General features: G+C 42.5%; 20 protein-coding genes. 3 read left to right on the top strand and 17 right to left on the bottom strand.

Annotation, left to right across the window (positions count from 1 at the left end; all coding sequences use genetic code 11):
• Nucleotides 1-155: 155 nt before the first annotated feature.
• Entirely contained in the window at nt 156-542 is a 387-nt protein-coding gene (gene rpsI / locus AC13CS_RS12895) for a 30S ribosomal protein S9 (RefSeq protein ID WP_293167179.1), read from the bottom strand.
• Nucleotides 542-997 (bottom strand): 50S ribosomal protein L13, encoded by a 456-nt coding sequence (gene rplM, locus AC13CS_RS12890; protein ID WP_293167180.1) that lies wholly within the window; start codon nt 995-997, stop codon nt 542-544. The genes rpsI and rplM overlap by 1 nt, the downstream gene beginning before the upstream one ends.
• A gap of 248 nt (nt 998-1,245) precedes the next feature.
• Here rplM and AC13CS_RS12885 point away from each other — a divergent pair, with 248 nt between their 5' ends.
• The gene (locus tag AC13CS_RS12885) at nt 1,246-3,897 is read left to right on the top strand and encodes a DUF5916 domain-containing protein (protein ID WP_293167181.1); all 2,652 of its coding nucleotides are present in this window, start codon (nt 1,246-1,248) and stop codon (nt 3,895-3,897) included.
• 72 nt (nt 3,898-3,969) lie between these two features.
• Here AC13CS_RS12885 and AC13CS_RS12880 read toward each other — a convergent pair whose 3' ends face one another.
• The 7 genes from AC13CS_RS12880 to hppD all read right to left on the bottom strand — a co-directional run bounded on the left by AC13CS_RS12880 (nt 3,970) and on the right by hppD (nt 10,472).
• Nucleotides 3,970-5,070 carry a pyridoxal phosphate-dependent aminotransferase gene (locus AC13CS_RS12880; protein WP_293167182.1) on the bottom strand — a complete coding sequence of 367 codons (1,101 nt, stop codon included), beginning with the start codon at nt 5,068-5,070 and terminating at the stop codon, nt 3,970-3,972.
• 15 nt (nt 5,071-5,085) lie between these two features.
• Complete coding sequence (locus AC13CS_RS12875; RefSeq protein WP_293167183.1) at nt 5,086-5,382, bottom strand: type II toxin-antitoxin system RelE/ParE family toxin; 297 nt, start codon at nt 5,380-5,382, stop codon at nt 5,086-5,088.
• Complete coding sequence (locus AC13CS_RS12870; RefSeq protein ID WP_293167184.1) at nt 5,379-5,603, bottom strand: type II toxin-antitoxin system ParD family antitoxin; 225 nt, start codon at nt 5,601-5,603, stop codon at nt 5,379-5,381. The genes AC13CS_RS12875 and AC13CS_RS12870 overlap by 4 nt, the downstream gene beginning before the upstream one ends.
• An 87-nt stretch (nt 5,604-5,690) precedes the next feature.
• Complete coding sequence (locus AC13CS_RS12865; protein WP_293167185.1) at nt 5,691-6,560, bottom strand: flavin reductase family protein; 870 nt, start codon at nt 6,558-6,560, stop codon at nt 5,691-5,693.
• 181 nt (nt 6,561-6,741) lie between these two features.
• Nucleotides 6,742-7,965, bottom strand: a complete 1,224-nt coding sequence (gene fahA, locus AC13CS_RS12860) for a fumarylacetoacetase (protein ID WP_482888842.1) — start codon at nt 7,963-7,965, stop codon at nt 6,742-6,744.
• Between the two features lie 153 nt (nt 7,966-8,118).
• Nucleotides 8,119-9,276, bottom strand: a complete 1,158-nt coding sequence (locus tag AC13CS_RS12855) for a homogentisate 1,2-dioxygenase (protein WP_293167186.1) — start codon at nt 9,274-9,276, stop codon at nt 8,119-8,121.
• A gap of 62 nt (nt 9,277-9,338) precedes the next feature.
• Nucleotides 9,339-10,472, bottom strand: coding sequence for a 4-hydroxyphenylpyruvate dioxygenase (gene hppD, locus AC13CS_RS12850; protein WP_293167187.1), 1,134 nt, complete (start codon nt 10,470-10,472; stop codon nt 9,339-9,341).
• 178 nt (nt 10,473-10,650) lie between these two features.
• Here hppD and AC13CS_RS12845 point away from each other — a divergent pair, with 178 nt between their 5' ends.
• Complete coding sequence (locus tag AC13CS_RS12845) at nt 10,651-11,106, top strand: MarR family transcriptional regulator (protein ID WP_293167188.1); 456 nt, start codon at nt 10,651-10,653, stop codon at nt 11,104-11,106.
• Here AC13CS_RS12845 and AC13CS_RS12840 read toward each other — a convergent pair.
• On the bottom strand, nt 11,082-11,831 hold the full coding sequence (locus AC13CS_RS12840) for a sulfite exporter TauE/SafE family protein (RefSeq protein ID WP_293167189.1): 750 nt from the start codon (nt 11,829-11,831) through the stop codon (nt 11,082-11,084). The genes AC13CS_RS12845 and AC13CS_RS12840 overlap by 25 nt on opposite strands.
• A gap of 179 nt (nt 11,832-12,010) precedes the next feature.
• Here AC13CS_RS12840 and AC13CS_RS12835 point away from each other — a divergent pair, with 179 nt between their 5' ends.
• Entirely contained in the window at nt 12,011-12,574 is a 564-nt protein-coding gene (locus AC13CS_RS12835) for a hypothetical protein (RefSeq protein ID WP_293167190.1), read from the top strand.
• Nucleotides 12,575-12,806: 232 nt separating this feature from the next.
• On the opposite strand, the gene AC13CS_RS12830 is transcribed toward AC13CS_RS12835, so the two are convergent.
• The 7 genes from AC13CS_RS12830 to polA form a co-directional block, all read right to left on the bottom strand.
• Nucleotides 12,807-13,625: an NIPSNAP family protein gene (locus AC13CS_RS12830; RefSeq protein WP_293167191.1), complete on the bottom strand. Its 819-nt coding sequence runs from the start codon at nt 13,623-13,625 to the stop codon at nt 12,807-12,809.
• 152 nt (nt 13,626-13,777) lie between these two features.
• The gene (locus tag AC13CS_RS12825; protein ID WP_293167192.1) at nt 13,778-14,635 is read right to left on the bottom strand and encodes a GIY-YIG nuclease family protein; all 858 of its coding nucleotides are present in this window, start codon (nt 14,633-14,635) and stop codon (nt 13,778-13,780) included.
• A gap of 92 nt (nt 14,636-14,727) precedes the next feature.
• The gene (locus AC13CS_RS12820) at nt 14,728-15,354 is read right to left on the bottom strand and encodes a JAB domain-containing protein (RefSeq protein ID WP_293167193.1); all 627 of its coding nucleotides are present in this window, start codon (nt 15,352-15,354) and stop codon (nt 14,728-14,730) included.
• Between the two features lie 37 nt (nt 15,355-15,391).
• Nucleotides 15,392-15,679 (bottom strand): type II toxin-antitoxin system RelE/ParE family toxin, encoded by a 288-nt coding sequence (locus AC13CS_RS12815; protein WP_293167194.1) that lies wholly within the window; start codon nt 15,677-15,679, stop codon nt 15,392-15,394.
• A gap of 1 nt (nt 15,680) precedes the next feature.
• Nucleotides 15,681-15,911 carry a type II toxin-antitoxin system ParD family antitoxin gene (locus AC13CS_RS12810; protein WP_293167195.1) on the bottom strand — a complete coding sequence of 77 codons (231 nt, stop codon included), beginning with the start codon at nt 15,909-15,911 and terminating at the stop codon, nt 15,681-15,683.
• A 261-nt stretch (nt 15,912-16,172) separates the two neighbouring features.
• The gene (locus tag AC13CS_RS12805; protein WP_293167196.1) at nt 16,173-16,832 is read right to left on the bottom strand and encodes a DMP19 family protein; all 660 of its coding nucleotides are present in this window, start codon (nt 16,830-16,832) and stop codon (nt 16,173-16,175) included.
• Between the two features lie 15 nt (nt 16,833-16,847).
• Entirely contained in the window at nt 16,848-19,682 is a 2,835-nt protein-coding gene (polA, locus tag AC13CS_RS12800; protein WP_293167197.1) for a DNA polymerase I, read from the bottom strand.
• Nucleotides 19,683-19,689: the final 7 nt, after the last annotated feature.

Here is a 19,689-nt window from a genome sequence, read left to right as displayed (position 1 = left end):
TTTAGATGCTAAACTAGTTTCCAAAAAGTTGAATTGTTAATCCCTTTTGGAACAACGACAACTTGGTTAAAAATTTAACCCTGAAAGTATAGTACATAATTTCAGGGTTTTCAATGAACTTATCTATAATTGAATGCCAGGGCACCCAAAGTATATTAACGTTTGGAGAATTGGAATTTCTTACGGGCTTTCTTCTGACCGAATTTCTTTCTTTCCACCATTCTCGGATCCCTTGTCAATAAACCTTCCGGCTTAAGAATCCCTCTATTTTCTGCGTCTATTTCGCACATTGCCCTGGACAAAGCCAAACGAACAGCCTCTGCCTGACCTGTGATTCCACCACCGAAGACATTTACTTTCACATCGTAATTGCCATCGGTTTCAGTTAAAGTGAAAGGCTGTCTCACTTTGTACTGCAATGTACCAGTGGTAAAGTAATCGTTAAGATCTCTTTTGTTTACTGTGATGTTTCCAGATCCTTCGGAAACATATACTCTTGCCACAGCGGTTTTTCTTCTACCTATCTTATGAACCACTTCCATTATTTGTAGTCGTTTAAGTTTATAGCTTTTGGTTTTTGCGCTTCTTGCCCGTGCTCAGCACCGGCATATACCTTTAGGTTTCTGAACAAGTCAGCTCCAAGTTTGTTTTTTGGAAGCATTCCTTTTACAGAACCTTCGATAATGCGCTCGGGATGTTTTTCCAACACTTCTCTAGCAGAAGCGGAACGTTGTCCACCTGGATACCCAGTATATCTTTGGTATTCCTTTTCATCCCACTTGTTGCCTGACATGTCGATTTTTTCGGCATTGATGACAATAACATTGTCTCCACAATCAACATGAGGGGTAAAGTTGGTTTTATATTTCCCTCTAAGTATTTTGGCTACTTTAGACGCCAATCTTCCTAAGGTCTGTCCTTCAGCATCAACCAATAACCATTGTTTGTCAACAGTAGATTTATTGGCGGAAATAGTTTTATAACTTAATGTATCCACTTCTCGAATATTATTGATTTAATAACCTATCCCGAATAACGGGCTGCAAATGTACAATTATTAGATTGAATTACAAACGGTTGATCGGGAATATTTTTCCACTTTTTTAAAATCCAATTGGATGCTTTATAAAGGTCCTGCAATATAGCTTGTTGAAAATGTTAAAAAAAGATTAAAAAAAACGTCGACTGTAACTCATGCCATTTTCACAGGTCTTTAATACATCTATTAAATCAAAAAACGACCAAGTGAGAAACGTAGTACCAGTTTTCTTAAGTCTTTTCTTTTTTTACAATCTCCAAGCGCAAGATTCCACGGAGGTCATCATCAAAAAAAAGTATACCACTAAAGCTTTGGGGCAATATGCCACTCCTACCATAAATGGTATTTTGGAAGATGAGGCATGGAATCTTGTAGAATGGGGCGGAGATTATATTGAATGGCAGCCCGATGAAAACACCCCGCCTGCCCATCAAACCAAATTCAAAATATTGTACGATAGCAAAAACCTATATATAGGTGTACGCTGTTATGATTCCGAACCCGATAAAATTGTACGGAGATTGTCCCGTAGGGATGGTTTTGATGGTGACTGGATAGAATTCAATATAGATAGCTATTTTGATAAACGTACTGCATTTTCTTTTACCATTACAGCAGCAGGAGTAAAAGGTGATGAGTTTATATCCAACAATGGCAATAATTGGGATTCGAGCTGGAACCCTATTTGGTATGCTAAGGCCCATGTAGATGATAAGGGGTGGACCGCGGAACTTCGTATCCCCTTAAGTCAATTGAAATTTGGTAGTGCAGAAGAACAAGTTTGGGGTTTTCAGTCCACAAGACGCTTTTTTAGAAATGAAGAACGCTCCGTGTGGCAACGTAAACCCGTGGACCAGCCCGGTTGGGTAAGTGAGTTTGGGGAACTGCACGGTCTAAAAAATATTGAACCCCAAAAACAATTGGAGATTCAGCCGTACACAGTGGCCAAGACTGAAACCTACGAAGCAGAAGAGGGAAATCCGTTTCGGGATGGTAGCGAAAGCAATATTACGGCAGGTTTGGATGCCAAGATTGGCATTACCAACGATCTTACCTTAGATTTAACGGTGAATCCAGATTTTGGACAGGTAGATGCCGACCCATCGGCCATTGCTTTGGATGGTTTTCAGATATTTTTCCAAGAGCGACGTCCATTTTTTGTGGAGAACAAAAATATTTTTGACTTTAGTGTATCGCAATCCGAAGCGGGGAATACATTCGGTTCCGATAATATATTCTATTCCCGAAGAATTGGTAGAAGCCCACAAGGGTACCCCGATACATCGGATGATGAGTTTGTGGACCAGCCCGATAACACTCCTATAATCGGTGCGGCCAAATTTAGCGGCAAAACCAAAGATGGTTGGGCCATAGGTGTACTCGAAAGTGTGACCGCGCAACGAACGGCCACTATTATTAATAGTGATGGAAATACCCGAAAGGAAATGGTGGAGCCCCTGACCAATTACTTTGTAGGGAGGTTGCAAAAGGACTTTAATGAACGAAATTCGTATATCGGGGGCATTTTTACGGCCACGAACCGAGAAAACTTACCAGAACAACTCAATTTTTTGCATAGTGCAGCCTACACAGGTGGATTTGATATTAAACACCAATGGGCCAACCGGGATTGGTATATTGGCGGCAACCTTACCATGAGCCATGTTCGGGGCAGCGAAGAAGCCATTACAAATACCCAAGAATCCATTACACATTTGTTCGATAGGGTGGGGGCAGACCACGTCGCTGTGGATACCACTAGAACATCATTGACAGGAACTGGGGGCAACGTGCAAATTGGAAAGATAGGAAATGGACATTGGCGCTTCGAGTCCGGAGCTACTTGGCGATCGCCCGAATTGGAGCTCAACGATATCGGGTTTCAGCGTCAGGCTGACGATGTACGGCATTATACTTGGATAGGCTATCAAACCTTAAAGCCGGACAGTACCTTTAGGCGAGTGGGCATTAATTATAACCATTGGACGGCTTGGGATTTTATGGGAAATCATAATTATTTGCAGTTCAATACCAATAGCTGGCAAAACTGGAAGGACAATTGGAACACCAATATCGGGTTCAATTTTGCCCCTATCGAGTATTCCAATTTTGCCTTGCGAGGTGGCCCAAGATTGCGACAATCGCCCTGGGTGAGCTTTTGGAACAGTATCAATACGGATTACAGGAGGAAATTGCGATTCTCATTTTTTCATAATGGTAGAAAGGCGCTGGACAACTCCATAAAAAACTATTATATGGAAGGAGGGTTTGTGTACCAGCCCATAAATGCGTTACGGATTTCCGTATTCCCATCCTTGGATATAAATCGGGACAAACTCCAGTTCATTGATAATTTTGATGATATCAATGGTTCGCCCCGCTACCTGAACGGGGAAATCAATCAGCGAACCCTGAGTATGTCCGTACGTTTGAACTACACCATCAACCCCAACTTGACCATTCAATATTGGGGACAACCTTTTATTTCCAGAGGGCGGTATTCCAATTTTAAACATATCACCGACCCCGTGGCCAAAACTTTTGAGGACCGATTTGTGCAATACACTCCTGAACAAACTACCTTGAACGATGGTACCTTCACCATTGATGAAGATTTGGATGGCGTAACCGATTTTAGTTTTGACAATCCAGACTTTTCCTTTGTGCAGTTCCGTTCCAACTTGGTCATCCGATGGGAGTACATCCCAGGGTCGGAAATATTCTTGGTATGGTCTCAAGATGTGTCAAGGAATGGCGACCCGACCAATGGACTGTTGTCCAGTTTGGGCGACAACATTTTTGGTCAAAAACCACAAAATATCTTTTTGTTGAAGGCTACGTATCGATTTGTGTTGTAGTTGTCATTCCTGCGAAGGCAGGAATCCAAAAAAATATCCAAAATGGATTCCGCATCAAGTGCGGAATGACAACTAAATGTCCATCATCTTCCTTAAGGCTTTCACCAATGCTTCATTCGCCTCTTTATTACCTATGGTAATACGAACTTTTCCCGGGGCACCAAACTGTGAAACGGGACGAACCATAATCCCTTCTTCCATCATTTTGTCCGTGAACTCCATTTCGGGTAATGGCGGGGCAATGATAAAAAAGTTCGCTTGGCTTGGCCAATATTTGATGTCCAATTCATCAAAAGTCTTGGCAATAAAAGTTCTGCCTTCCAAAACGGTTTTTACGGTTTCGGCAATAAATTCGGTATCGTTCAAAGCTCCGATAGCGGCTTCAATGGAAGTCAATGGAAGTAAAAAAGGCTTATGAATCAAACGTACATAATTGGCAATGGTGGCTGTAGTATAGCCGTACCCAATGCGCTGTCCTGCCAATCCGTAGGTTTTGGAAAAACTGTTGAGCCCAACCACATTGTAACCTTCCAATACATAAGGCAATGCGGTAACATAATCTTCTGCATCGGCAAAGTGGCGGTAGACCTCATCAAACACCACCACAATATTCTTAGGAACACGAGTTATGAAATCGTCCATCACCGATTTGGGAATATAGGTGCCCGTTGGATTGTTGGGACTGGTCAAGAAGATTACCTTGGTCTTCTCTGTGATAGCGTTCAAGATACCTTCCACATCCAATTCGTAGTTGGGGGCCAAAAGGGGAATGTCCACTTGGTGGGCGCCATACCATCTGGAAAAAACGGAGTAGGGCAGGAAGCAGGGATTGGAAAAAATCACCTCGTCACCTTCGTTGATAAAAGCTCGAAGAATAATGTCGATAACTTCCGAACCGCTATTGCCGCACAAAAACTGGTCGGCGCTCAACTGACCACCAAAATCTTGGACCAAAGCCTCGCGTAAACGGATGTCCGTTTGGTCCGGGTAAATATCAATTTTGTCCATGGCGGCCTTCATCGCAGCAACAGCCTTGGGCGATGCACCCAAAGGATTTTCGTTGGAGGATAGCTTATATATTTTTTTATCGGTCGGGGGAATATTTTTTCCGCCTTTATAGACCTCTTTCGGCACTAAATGCGGTTTGAAGATGGACTTTATGTCTTTTTTCATTTTTCTGATTGAATTTTAGAATAAGAATTTTATCAAATCCCTACCACCGTACAGTACCCTTATTATGCGTACATAACCGTCCATTTTACGATAGAATATAATATGGGAAACGTAAGGGAAACTAAAAAGCCCATCCTTGATTTCTTTTCTTTCTTTTCTTATATCGGGATTTTTGGCAATTGCTTCAAAGTGATTGTTCATGCCAATTAGATATTCAATGGCTTTAGAGGTGCCGAATTTGTGCTCCCCATATTCAAAAATATCCTCAATATCATCATCCGCTTCTTGTGATAGAACGTAGTCGCTTATCATCCATTTCTTTTTGAAGCAATGATTTCCTCCATGGTTCTTGGGCTGTCTGGTCCCTTCCAGCCTTTCTCTATTTCATTTCTAAGGTCATTAATGACCTTGTCCCTATAAATTTTGTGTAAACGTAAGGCGTCACGAATAACTTCGCTATTATTTTGATATTCCCCAGTGGCAACTTGTTCGGTAATATATTCTTCCTGTTTTTTGGTAAAACTGACATTCATGACAAACAACTTATTGATTACTCAAAATTATAAAATATGTCTATATTTAGCAAATATAGATATAAATTAAATGTTTTAGTTGAACTATCACAATCCCTCCGCAAACAATAAATACGCCATTGCCTTTACAGCATCACCTTCCTCCAATAGCTGTTTGGCCAAGGTGTGCAGTTCGGTTTTGGATTTATCTTGTATTCCCTCGGCCTCAATAATGGTTTCAATGTCTTTTGGGGAAGGTAATTGCTCCAAATTTCCCAATCGCCCTAAATTGTTTCCTGTAAGTATATCACTTTCTCTAATGCCCTTGGGCAAAGCATCCACGCCAATGCCGTGGGTGCGAATGGGCTTTGGAATCTCGAACAAGGACTCTTTAATGGCTCGGATATACCAATTGCCCCCCATACGGCCCACCAAGTCCAATTTTTCGGTATCCAGCACACCATTGGTAAAGTAGTCATCGTTTACATGGATCATATCAACCTGTGCAATGATCAAATTTCCCGCACCAGGGGTTTGCGCCAATTCAACCACTTCCAAAACACTGCACTCAAAGGAAACGGGCGCTTCGCCCACTCGGGGCGGTTTTACTTTTACACTGGGCACTTCGGTAAAACCAGCTTTCACAAATTCGTTAACGCCCTTGTCGTAGGCCGTACTGGAAAGCGACATTTGCTCTGCCATTGCATGGTTTACCACGTTGATGACCACTTCGGGCACTTCCACCACATTTTGGTGGGTATGTTTCAAGGAATTGTCCCTACCGCTCCTCGCAGGCGAAAATACCATCACAGGCGGATTGGAACTGAACACATTAAAAAAACTGAACGGGCTCAGGTTTACATTGCCGGCCGCGTCCACCGTACTTGCAAAGCAAATCGGTCTGGGAGCTACCGCGGTAGATAAAATACTGTACAGTTCGGGTTGTGGTATTGTATTTGGGTCTATGGTTTTGATCATATGCTATTCTTCTATCATTCCCACAAAGGTGGGAATCTCTAGTTGGTTTCCTATGTCATTCCTGCGAAAGCAGGAATCTTCAATTCGTTTTTTTTTGATTTGTCATATCGAGCGCAGTCGAGATATGGTTAAACTTCAGAACACATTTCGACTGCGCTCAATGTGACATCTGAAATTGTATTCATTCTTTAGCAGGCAACACTTTTGTGCTTACTTCACCAAATCCGACCCTAATATCGCCCTTTTTGGCGAAACCGCGCATAATCACCGTGTCGCCATCTTCTATAAATTTGCGTTCGCTACCATTTTTTAGTTTGATAGATTTTGTGCCTCCCCAAGACAATTCGAGCATGGAGCCAAAACTGTTTTCTTCCTTACCCGAAATGGTTCCTGAAGCCATCATGTCACCAATATTAATGTTGCACCCATTTACGGTATGATGCGCCAATTGTTGGGCCATGTTCCAGTACATATGTTTAAAATTACTTGAGCAAACCGTGGTTTCTTCACCTTGTTCTGGGGCAATGTTTACTTCTAAATTGATATCGTAATTCTTCGCACCCTCAAATTGTAAATAAGGCAATACTTCAGGTTCTTGTTTGGGCCCTGCTAATTTGAAGGGTTCCAAGGCCTCCAAAGTAACCACCCAAGGCGAAATGGACGAAGCGAAATTCTTCGCCAAGAAAGGCCCAAGCGGTATGTATTCCCATTTTTGGATATCACGCGCCGACCAATCGTTGAATAATACCAGCCCGAAGATGTGATTCTCGGCATCTTTTGTAGAAACGGATTCGCCCAATTGGGTGTCTTTTCCAGAGATGAAACCCATTTCCAGTTCAAAATCCAAGCGTCGCGTAGGGCCAAACACGGGCGCATCCGAATCTTTTGGCATTGTTTGTCCTTTCGGACGATGAATGGGTTGACCACTAACAATAATGGAGCTTGCCCTGCCATGATAACCAACTGGAATATGTTTCCAATTGGGCAAAAGGGCATTTTCGGGGTCACGAAACATTTTCCCCACATTGGTGGCGTGTTCCAGACTCGAATAAAAATCGGTATAGTCCCCAACCGCTACGGGAATATGCATTTGGGCCTCGCTCTGCTTTACGAATAGTTCTGGTTTTCCAGCCAAAACGGAATCGTCGTCTTTTAGCCAATATTGGATTTTTTTACGAACCCGTGTGGTGATTTCTTTCCCAAGGGAAATAAAATCATTCAAGGTGTCTTTTTCCAGCAAAGCCGTATTGAAATCGAACACATCCAATTCGGCCACAGCGGCCAAATCCAAAATATGTTCACCAACGGCAACGCCTACTCGCGGGCTTCTACCTTTAGTGGAAAAAATCCCAAAGGGAATATTGTGAATCGAAAAATCTGAGTTTTCAGGTATTTCTATGATCATGTAACTTTTTATATGTCATTCCCGTGAAAACGGGAATCTTATCTTTTTGTCATTTCGAACTGTCAGCTCGAGCGCAGTCGAGAGCGATAAACAACGCCTTCTTTTCTCGACTGCGCTCGAAATGACAGAAGGCAAGAAAAGGAATCCGAATATTTACTCCAACCACGATTTATAATACTTGCCATCATCAATTTTGAGGGCATTCTTGGTCACCTGTAAGGGTTTAAAGGTATCTATCATCACCGCCAACTCCTTGGTTTCTTTTTTGCCGATACTGGCTTCATAAGTTCCGGGGTGCGGCCCATGGGGAATACCTGCAGGATGCAACGAAATATAACCCGGGCCAATGCCTGTTCTGCTCATAAAGTCACCATCTACATAATACAATACTTCATCGGAATCTATATTGGAATGGTTGTATGGAGCGGGTATGGATTTTGGGTGATAATCGTACAATCTAGGACAGAACGAACACACCACAAAGGCACCCGTCTCAAAAGTTTGATGCACAGGTGGCGGTTGATGCACACGTCCCGTAATCGGTTCAAAATTATGGATGGAAAATCCGTAGGGGAAGTTATAACCGTCCCAACCGACCACATCAAAAGGATGCGTGGCATATACGAGTTGGTGCAACATACCCTGTTTCTTGATTTTCATCAAAAACTCTCCTTTTTCATCAAAAGTTTGAAGGTCCTGCGGCAGTTTGTAGTCCCGTTCGCAGAAAGGGGAGTGCTCCAAAAGTTGGCCAAACCAATTGCGATATCGTTTTGGGGTATAAATTGGGTGGAAGGACTCTGCATATAAAATACGGTTGTCCTCCGTGTCAAATTCTATTTGATAGATCATCCCCCGTGGAATGATGAGGTAATCCCCATATTCAAAAGGAATGTTTCCCAAAAAGGTTTTTAAGGTTCCCGACCCTTTATGGATAAAGAGCATTTCATCCGCATCGGCATTTTTATAAAAATAGTCCGTTACGGATTTTTTGGGTGCAGCCAAACCTATGTGAACATCGTTGTTTACCAATAGCGGTTCGCGTGCTTCCAAGAAATCATTTTTTGGGGCTACATCAAAACCGATTAATTTTCGGCTGGTGATGTTCTTTGCCACCGCAATCTTTGGGCTCACGTCCAAGGCCTTACCAATTTCCTTGACCTGAGTGGGTCGGTGAACGTGGTAGGACAGTGAGGACATCCCATCAAAACCGATAGTCCCAAAAAGCTGCTCGTAATAGAGGCCGCCATCGGGCTTCTCGAATTGGGTATGCCGTTTCTGCGGAATTTTCCCGAGTTTATGATAAATAGGCATGGTGTTACATTTAAGTTCAAATTCAAGAATCAAGTTCAAGCTCAAAAACTTTGAACCACATGTTAGTGCAAAGTACCTCGAAGCTCTTGCTCACGCTCAATGGCCTCGAACAATGCTTTAAAGTTACCTTTTCCAAACGATTGTGCGCCTTTTCTTTGGATGATTTCAAAGAACATTGTTGGTCTGGGCTCTACAGGCTTGGTAAAGATTTGCAGCAAATACCCCTCATCATCACGGTCTACCAAGATGCCCAATTCTTTCAATGGGGCAATATCCTCGTCAATTTCACCGACACGGTCTGTAACGGCATCATAATAAGTGGCCGGAACTCTTAGGAACTCTACGCCACGACTTCTTAAGTCACGAACAGTTTTAATAATATCGTCGGTGGCCACGGCAATGTGCTGTACGCCTTCATCCTCATAAAAATCCAAATATTCTTCCACCTGTGACTTTTTCTTTCCTTTGGCAGGTTCGTTAATCGGGAATTTGATGCGACCGTTTCCGTTGCTCATTACCTTGCTCATTAAAGCGGTGTAGTCTGTAGAAATGTCATTGTCATCAAAAGATAGGATGTTCTTGAATCCCATAACATCTTCGTAAAACTTTACCCAATGGTTCATTTTGTTCCAACCTACATTGCCAACCATGTGGTCTACAAATTTTAGGCCCGTAGGTTCTGGGTTGTAATCCGGGGTTTCCCATTTTTTGTATCCGGGAAGGAATGTACCATTATAATCTTTGCGTTCCACAAAAATATGCACGGTCTCACCATAGGTGTAAATTCCAGCACGTACCACTTTTCCATTCTTGTCCTCTTCAACCCTTGGCTCCATGTAGGATTTAGCACCTCTTTCCATGGCGTTGTTATAGGCTTGGGTGGCATCATCCACCCATAGGGCCACAACTTTTACGCCATCGCCGTGCTTGTCGATGTGTTTTCCAATCTCTGTTCCACTCTTTAAGGGAGAGGTAAGCACCAAACGAATTTTATCCTGAACCACTACGTAACTTTCACGGTCTTTTAGTCCAGTTTCCAATCCAGCCTGTGCGTAGGATTGAAAACCAAAGGCGGTTTTGTAATAATGTGCCGCTTGTTTGGAGTTTCCTACATACAATTCGATGTAATCCGTCCCGTTGATGGGCATAAAGTCTTCAGATGTATTTGTTCCTTTTGGAAGTGTTGATGTCTCCATGGTCTTTTATATATTTTTTATTGTCTAATTTTATATTGTTGCATCAACAACAAAAATAATAATTTTGAGATACGAAAACGATTTTGTTGGTTGAAATTTGAGTTAAAATTGATACTGTGATGAGGCATGGCGGACCAACTAAATCGGAATCCCTATTTTTGTGGCTATTCTCAAAAAGATGCTCAATCGTATAGATGAAATACAAGGGATGGGGTTCCACTTGGATTTGGTGCTCCGTAAAATCCAAAAGGCGTATTTGCGCACCTTTAATGAACTTGGAGTGGATACGACCATTGAGCAATGGGTGATTCTCTATCAAATTCATCAACTTGGTGAAAATGCCAGTCAGCGTGATATTGTGAATGAAAATTTTCGCAACCGCGCCACTACCTCCAGGGTTATTGGTGGCTTGGAGCGCAAAGGTTGGATTTCCAAGACCCGTTTTGAAGGTGACCAAAAGCGTTTTAAACTGGAACTGACCCCAAAGGGAAAGGAAATTCTGGACACTACCTTGCCTAGCGCACTGCAACTACGAAAACTGGCCATAAAGGATGTGGATACATCCGAGTTTGAGACCTTTTTAAGGGTGTTGGATAAAATAGGGGAGAATTACGAAGAAAATGAGCCCCAATAATTCAATACCAAACCGGCGATGGTGGCCAATCCAATAAGCAGGATAAAGATTAAACTTAGTTTACGGAACTTTTCTTGTGGGATGTAATGCAGTATTCTTTTTCCTAAATACGTACCCACCAAACCAATTACGAACAAAAAGGGAAGATAGGTCAATTCTTGTTTGCCGATGTAGCCATTTCCGTAGTACACAAAGGTGCGGGAGAAATCTATCATAAAATCAATAAAGGCGGAAGTGGCAATAAAGGCACTTTTTTCCAAATTGAAGGCAGCCATGGTCAATCCGCGGATAGCGCCTCCTGTGCCCAAAAGACCGGCAGAGAACCCTGATAATGCACCTCCGATTACAGAATTCTTTTTGTTTGGAAGTATAATGATCTCGCTTTTTATGAGAAACAGTAGACTAAAGGCAACCAGAAATACGCCCAACACAATTTCCAGTGCACTGCTGTTTACTATTTTAGAGAGAAACCCACCCACAATCACGAAGAGCACCGAGGGAGCACCGATGTAAAGCAGCAGCTTTTTGTCCAACCCTTTTTTGAACAGAAAGATCTTACTAAGGTTGCTGGATAGGTGGAAAATGGCCGTCATGCCCAGCACGGAATAAAAATCAAAATAAAAGTTGCCCAGCGGTACAAAGAACACTGATGAGCCAAAACCTCCGATGGTTCCTATGATTTCAGCAACCAGTGCAAGCAATAAAAAAATGTAGTTGATCTTCATACTTCCGAAAGATAATACGGTATGCTGTATGGAAGTTAAATTTATGTCATTTTAACCTAAAAAAATCTTAAAAAGTGGATTTCGTGTTAATGTAGCATATAAAATGGATAATCTGATGGACGTTCGGTTAGGAAAACCACTGCAACTTTGTACCTGTATAAGTTAGATATACAATTGCTATGAAAAAGACGAATTTTTATCCAACAATATGGTCAATAGCTGCTTACACCCCGAGTGTAATGGCAGACTGGTACGGCACCGAAGCCAAAGGAGCCGAGTTGATTTTGAAAAATGAGGCCGCTACAGCGCTCCATGTTTCAGAAATGACCCTTAACATTACTAAGTTCTCAGCAATAGATGCGCAGGGTAATGAACACTTTATTATAGATTTTCCCGGTCAGAACCCGGTAACCCTAAAAGGTATAGCTTCCGGAAACTTTATGCGTTCCAAAAGCGTGCTTTCCTTGCCCGAAGGTAAATACACTACATTGCGTTTTTATATGGCAGGATGGGGAAACCAGTTCATTTACCGGGATGGGGCAGCCGAATCTGCCAACTCGTTCAACCGTCTGGATTTTCAGATTGAAGACGGTTTTACGGTGCAGGAAGGCAACGCCCCCGATGTTAAATTGTGGTTTGACTTTGCTCCCTACCAGTGGAAGCGACACTTTAAACCGCTTACGGATTTGTTTATTGGGAGCAAAAGTCAAAAACCACGATTGGCCAATAGTTTTGGCAATTGATCATTATGCTATGAAGAGGAATGGAAAAGGCACCGATTGGGTGCCTTTTTTAATTTTGTGAAAAGGGTTTTATTGCAGTTACTTTAGTTTTCTATAAATCCCCTCTCTGGTCTCCCAAAGGGGAGAAGTTTCCCTCCTTTGGAGAGCCTGTCCCGAACCTGTTTCGGGAGATTAAGGGAGGATTTGATACCAGATGTGACAAAGAATTTCATTCTTTTTGAAAAAGAGACTTTTAATAATCCGAATATTGGGTAGGGTATAAGAACCAAATATCGGCATGGGATACATTGTTTTCATACTTGGGCATGGCAATGAGTTCCTTCCATTCCGGTGCATCCACAAAAGCTTCCCAATTTTTTTCTCTGGTTGCCATATCGGCGTGGGTGGTCATGTACATTAAGTTGGGCATGTTGGCGCCTGAAAGCACCTCGCCATAAAACACGGCTTGGAAGCCCAATCGGTCAAAAAGCGGGATTTCACCTCCTGCATTGAACATATCCACCTTGTTGCGATAGTATTTTTCCGTAGCGGATTCGTAGCTTCTCAGTTCGTACACACGTTCCGACCTTGGACTATCCAAATCGGGCACCTCCATTATGGGCATATCGGGGAATGCTTGCAAAAGTATGGACTGGATGCGATTGTAGGGCGGATTGTCATACTTAGCATCGATATAGGTGGCACCAGCCACAGTATAAGTTGAATCTTTCAAAAGTTTGTGGTCCAGTTCTTGGAATTGCTCCAAACTTTCAAAAGGCAGCAAAACAAAGGTTTTTTGAACCGTGTCTGTTTCATTGGTACGAAATTTAAAAACACCCACTTTATCGATGCCCTGTTTCTTAACCGCAGGCATAAACGCATTTTTTAGATATGCATCCACCGTAGCCACTTGCTCTTCAGTACTAAAAGAATAGATTTTTAGTTGATAGAACTCCCGTTCATCTTGTACGGTTTTGGAAGTCTCGGCAGTTGCTGTGGTTTCGGGCTTTGGATTGCCACAGCTTGCCAATGCTGCCGTTACCAATAGCAAAAGTAGTTTGATAGGTTTCATTTTTATGTGCAGTTTAAATGAGTTCTATAAGTAGAATCAAAAACAATGTTTGAAGATATTGGAATTATTCAACATGTTGTCAAAAGAGTTTAAAAAGGCTTCGATTTAGTATTGTTTCTGATTTATCTTGACGGTTATTGGGTGAAACCGTATTAATCTAAAATTTCAAATTCCTTAAGGGTTTTACCATTTTTAAGTTTCCATTCTTTTAGCCCATTTGCATTTCTTCCCATTAAAATGGCCGCAGCAGTAGAAGGACTGGAAAATTCATGATCTTTATTGAAAATCAATCCTTTGTCTGCTTTTATTATTATTTCATTGTCAATTAACTTTTGTCTTATGTTATTTAAGGATTTTTGCATTGAGTCTACGGTATTAGTAGCTACCTCGCTCCCCTTAAATATTATAAAACCTTTTGAGCTTGGTATTCCATAACCATTGGCGCCACGAGCAGCCTTGATATAAAATGTATTGGTTTTCTTGGTTTTATTCGCTTCAGCATTAACAAGGCTTTCAAAAACTCTATGTCCTAAAGTATTTGTCAAGAGTTTTATGTTTTCAATGAATTCTTCCATTTCAGCAATCTCAGATTCAGAAATTGAAGCTTTCGATGGAACAGTGCTGTTCTCAAGGTTATAATTATTAATTTTCTTTGTTATCTCGTAAAGCCGACTCTCTAAATATTTAATATGGGCTTTATTTAAGTTTTCGTCTTTACTGATAAAAACTATTGCTTCTGACCAAAACTCTTTTTGTGCAACATGTTGTTTTAATCTATCAATTATAGTTTCAGCTTCGCCGACATAAACTATTCCCTTACCATCTTCATTTTCCCCAAATAATAAATAAATACCTGGGTTTTTTAAGTCATCACGTGAGTATGATTCTTTTATCAGAATCCTCGGAATTTTATAAGCTTTTCCTGTCCAATTAGAAAGTTCACATGTCATTCGCCCACTTGGCTCTCCATCTATAAGAAATAGCTTAATTGTTTTTCCGAATTTTTTCATTTATGCCAGTTTTTCAATCAAGATTTTATGTTTAAGTATTTCAATATACCTTCAACCAGTTCTCCCCAACACCCACTTCCACACCGAGCGGGTTATTTCTTTTTCTTCACCCTCAGCTTTTTCACCTCCTCCACGGAAAGTCCTGTGATTTCGGAAATAGTCTCTACATCCATTCCCTTTCCCTTCATTTGCTTGGCTATTTCCACTTTTTCTTTTCGTTTGGCGATGTCGGCGGCCTCTTTTTTAAAGCGTTTTTCCAAAACGTAGCTGGGTACGTACTGGGTGCTCTCCAAAAGTTCGTCCATAAGCCCAATGTCCTTAAAACTCAGGTAGCTTTTGGTGGAGATGATGAGGTGGTCCAGCACTTGGGTGTTCACAATAATGCCCACTTGTATAAGGCGGTCTGTGATGTCCTTGTCCACCTCCGTGGGCGTGAGTTCGCCCGTAGGGTGGTTGTGGCACAGGATGATCTTTACCGCCCTTTTCTGCAGGGCCAGGCTAAAGACCTCCATGGGCTCGGCCAATGCGCGGTTTACGGTGCCCAGACTGATCAGCTCAATGAACAAGATGCGGTTGTTGTTCTCCAGCCCAATGACCCAAAAGTGCTCCCGGTTCTGGTCTATTTTGTCCTCCCGCAAGAGAATGCGCTGCATAATGCCGTACAGGTCGTCCGAGTTCAGGATTTTGATCTTTTGGGCTTCTGTGAGTTTAATGTCCATGGATTAAAGATAGTTGATTACAAGAAATTCCGCGTAATCAAAGCAAGTTATCCAAATCTTGCCTTCCCACAATGGCCATGATTTCAACCATATCATTGTTCAATCTAAAAAATATACTGTCCGAACCACAGACACAACGCCTATATCCTTTTTTGATATGATCTACAGATTCAAAGGAAAAGGGGTTTTGGGCAATTCGGTCAAAATGTTCAAAAAAAGCTTCAAAGTAAGTATCGGCCTGTGCCATGCCAAATTTGGCCACGCCATACCGGTGTATTCGAATCAAATCTTCCTTGGCCTCATTGCTCAACCTATACTTGGCCACGCTAAGAGGATTTGGATTGCTTTAAAATATCATCCTTACTATCCGTTGTGAACCCGCTGTTTTCGGCCTTGGTGAGTTTGGTCCGTATCCAGTCCAATTGCGCCTGTTGGTTACGAGCCTGCCGGATAAGATCGTTTACCAACTCGCTTTTGCTGGAGTATTCTTTGTTGTCCACTTGGGATTTTAACCACTCATCATTGGGTTCTGTAAGGGAAATGCTCTGTCTTGCCATGACCGCTGTGATTTGGTGCAAATATACACCAAAAATGAATCAATATGGATATTATATGTGGTGTCCAGATATTTATTTATCAATAATCAATCATTAATGTGTCTCGAACCAATTCTCACCAATACCCACTTCCACATCAGGCGGGTTATTTCTTCCCCATTGCCCGCAAACCAAAGTGAGGTGCAGCAAAACTGAGACAAAACGATGATTGGGAGGATGAGCTTAGAGGGCTTAATTAAAATAGGTTGCCATTGCACAAAATCAATTAGGATGATTTTTTTCTAGTTCTGTCCACAAGTTGTGGCAATTGTCTTCAAAATAGTCCATTTTCAGTTTGGAAAGATTCTCTTTGGATTGGTAGAATTTTTTATCGATTTCATACATTTCATTTTGAAGTTCGGGATTACTATGAAGTTTGGGGAAATCAATAAATTGGTATAACTTTTTTGAATTGATCTTATCGTGAAGATGATTGGGGGGGTCACTGTGTTTTGACAACACCTGAAAGGCACTTTTTAAAAACTTGTGGTTATAAGTGGCACCAATTAATTTCAAAGCGTCCAACGTTTCGTCAGCATATCGGCCTGATGAATTGGTAAAAAATTGAAGATAGCCTCCATTGTTTACCTCCGCTTCCAGTTCGTTTATCAGCCAAACCACTTGAAGCAGTTCGGGCATATTTCTAAATGAAGCTTCACTATAATTACCAGCTTGCTGTAATTTATGGGTGAAGTAATACAATAACTCTTGTTTTTCTTCAGCAGTGGCTTTTTCAAATTTATCCTTGTTGAGTTTGGCGAATTTTACACGGTAGTGCCATTCGCTTTTAGGATCAGATTTTTCTGGGGTCCCAAAATCCACTAACCTAGGCAGCAAAAACCTTAGGAGAACAATAATGGCAATGAAAATGGTTAGTTTCATTTGAAATGAATTAAATCAATGCGCCTCCAACCAATTCTCACCAATGCCCACTTCCACATCCAGCGGCACAGAAAGTTTATAGGCGTTTTCCATTTCGGATTTTATAAGTTCCTTCATTTCCTCTAGCTCCGGTTTGTAGCAATCAAACACCAATTCATCATGTACTTGCAGCAACATCTTGGTCTTGTATTTTCCTTCGGAAAGCTTTTTGTGGATGTTGATCATCGCAATTTTTATAATGTCCGCTGCACTCCCTTGGATGGGTGCGTTCACGGCGTTTCGCTCCGCAGCCCCGCGCACTACTTGGTTGCCTGCATTAATATCCTTTAAATAACGACGGCGCCCTAAAACCGTTTGTACATATCCGTGCTCACGGGCAAAATCCACTTGTTCGCTCATATAATTGCGCAATTTCGGGTAGGTTTTGTAATAGGTGTCAATGAGTTCCTTGGCCTCCGAACGGCTCAAATCTGTTTGGTTGCTCAACCCAAAGGCCGAAACCCCGTAAATAATCCCAAAGTTCACCGTTTTGGCATTGCTACGCTGTTCGCGGGTCACCTCCTCAATCGGTACATTAAATACCTTGGATGCAGTGGAAGCGTGAATGTCCTCACCGTTTTTAAAGGCTGAAATCATGGTGTCTTCCTCGCTCAATGCCGCAATTATACGCAATTCTATCTGGGAGTAATCCGCAGCCAAGAGTACGTAGTTTTTATCCCGTGGGATAAACGCCTTGCGCACTTGTCGCCCGCGCTCTGTACGGATGGGAATGTTCTGCAAGTTCGGGTTGTTACTGCTCAAACGGCCCGTAGCGGCTACGGTCTGCATATAATCCGTGTGTACTCGACCTGTTTTTTGCTGTACCTCGTTGGGCAACGCATCCACGTAGGTGCTTTTTAGTTTGGCCAATCCACGGTAGTCCAACACATTCTGAATAATGTCGTGATCCTTGGCCAAGTAGGAGAGCACATCTTCCGAAGTGGAAAACTGCCCTGTTTTGGTCTTTTTGGGCTTGTCCACCAGTTTTAGTTTGCCAAAAAGGATGTCGCCCAATTGTTTGGGGGAGGCAATATTGAATTCCTCACCGGCATCTTCATAGATTTTCTTTTCCAAATCGGCAATATCCGTTTCAAGGGCAACCGAAAGGTCATTTAGATATTCCTTATCCAAATTGATGCCTTCCAGTTCCATATCGGCGAGCACCCGAACCAACGGAATTTCGATGTCATCAAACAATTTATCGGTATGTGCGTCTTTCAGCTCTGGGGTGAATTTTAAACCCAACTGGAAAGTGATATCGGCATCTTCCACCGCATACTCCGTTTGTTTTTCCAAAGGAACCTGTCGCATGCTGAGCTGGTTTTTGCCTTTTTTGCCAATAAGTTCCGTAATGGAAATGGGCGTGTAGTTGAGGTAGGTTTCCGCAAGCACATCCATATTGTGGCGCATATCGGGGTTGATGAGGTAGTGGGCCAACATGGTATCGAACAACTTGCCTTTCACCTCCACGCCATAGTTTTGCATTACTTTGATGTCGTACTTCAGGTTTTGCCCCACTTTTTCAATGGTTTCCGATTCAAAAAACGGGCGTAGCTTTTCAATCAAAGGTTTGGCGTCGTTTTCATTGTCGGGAAAGGGCACATAAAATCCTTTGCCGGGCGACCAACTAAAGGCGATGCCCACCAGTTCCGCTTCCAACGGATTTAGGGAAGTGGTCTCGGTATCAAAACAGACGGAAGGTTGTTTCATCAAGGTTTCAAGGAATAGTTCCATGCCCAATCCATCTTGTACATGCTGATAAAAATGGGGGACATCGGCAATGGTTTTTCGGCTGTTCACATCTTTGATGGTGGCCGCAGCTTCTGATGGATCGCCGCCAAACAACGTAAACTGACCGCTTCCCGCCACTTTGGCCTCTTCCTTGGCCGTTTTGGTATTGGTCACTTGGGTGCTGGCTTCCGCCTCGCCCGTATATATTTTGATGAACTGATCCTTTAACCTACGGAATTCCAGTTCTTCGAAGATTTCCTGCACTTTTTCCGCATCGGGCGGACACATTTCGTAATCTTCCGCGTGAAATTGCACTTCGCAATCGGTTTTGATCTCTGCCAATTTTCGTGAAAGTCGGCCCAGTTCGGCATTTTCTTCCACTTTTTCCTTCATTTTGCCCTTGAGCTGGTCGGTATTGCTCAACAGCCCTTCCATGGAATCGAATTGATCCAAGAACTTTTTGGCGGTCTTATCGCCCACACCAGGCAGTCCGGGAATATTGTCACTTGCATCGCCCATCATTCCCAAATAGTCGATTACCTGCTCTGGACGTTTTACGCCGAAGCGTTTTTGTACTTCGGGAATGCCCCAAATTTCGATACCGTTGCCCATTCTGGCGGGGCGGTACATAAAAATGTTCTCGCTCACCAACTGCCCAAAATCTTTGTCGGGCGTTACCATAAATACTTTGTAATTCTCTTTTTCGGCCTGTTTGGCCAAGGTTCCGATAAGGTCATCGGCTTCATAGCCCTCCAATTCCACCACGGGAATCTTCATGGCCTCCAAAATTTGTTGGATGTATGGCACCGCAATGCGGATGGCATCTGGAGTTTCGTCACGGTTAGCTTTGTATGCTTCAAACATTTCGGTGCGCTCTACACTTCCCCCTTTGTCAAAAGCCACGGCTAAATGGTCGGGCTGTTCGCGTTTGATCACATCAAACAGGGAATTCATAAACCCCATGATAGCAGAGGTGTCCATTCCCTTGGAGTTGATTCTCGGATTTTTGATCAAGGCATAATAACCACGGAATATAAGTGCGTAGGCATCAAGTAAAAAAAGTCGTTTTTGTTCGGACATGTATTTT

This window comes from Flagellimonas sp. B-3 (assembly GCF_056857835.1).
The sequence above is the reverse complement of the archived record's forward strand: the minus strand, read 5'-3'. Positions and strand labels throughout refer to the sequence as shown.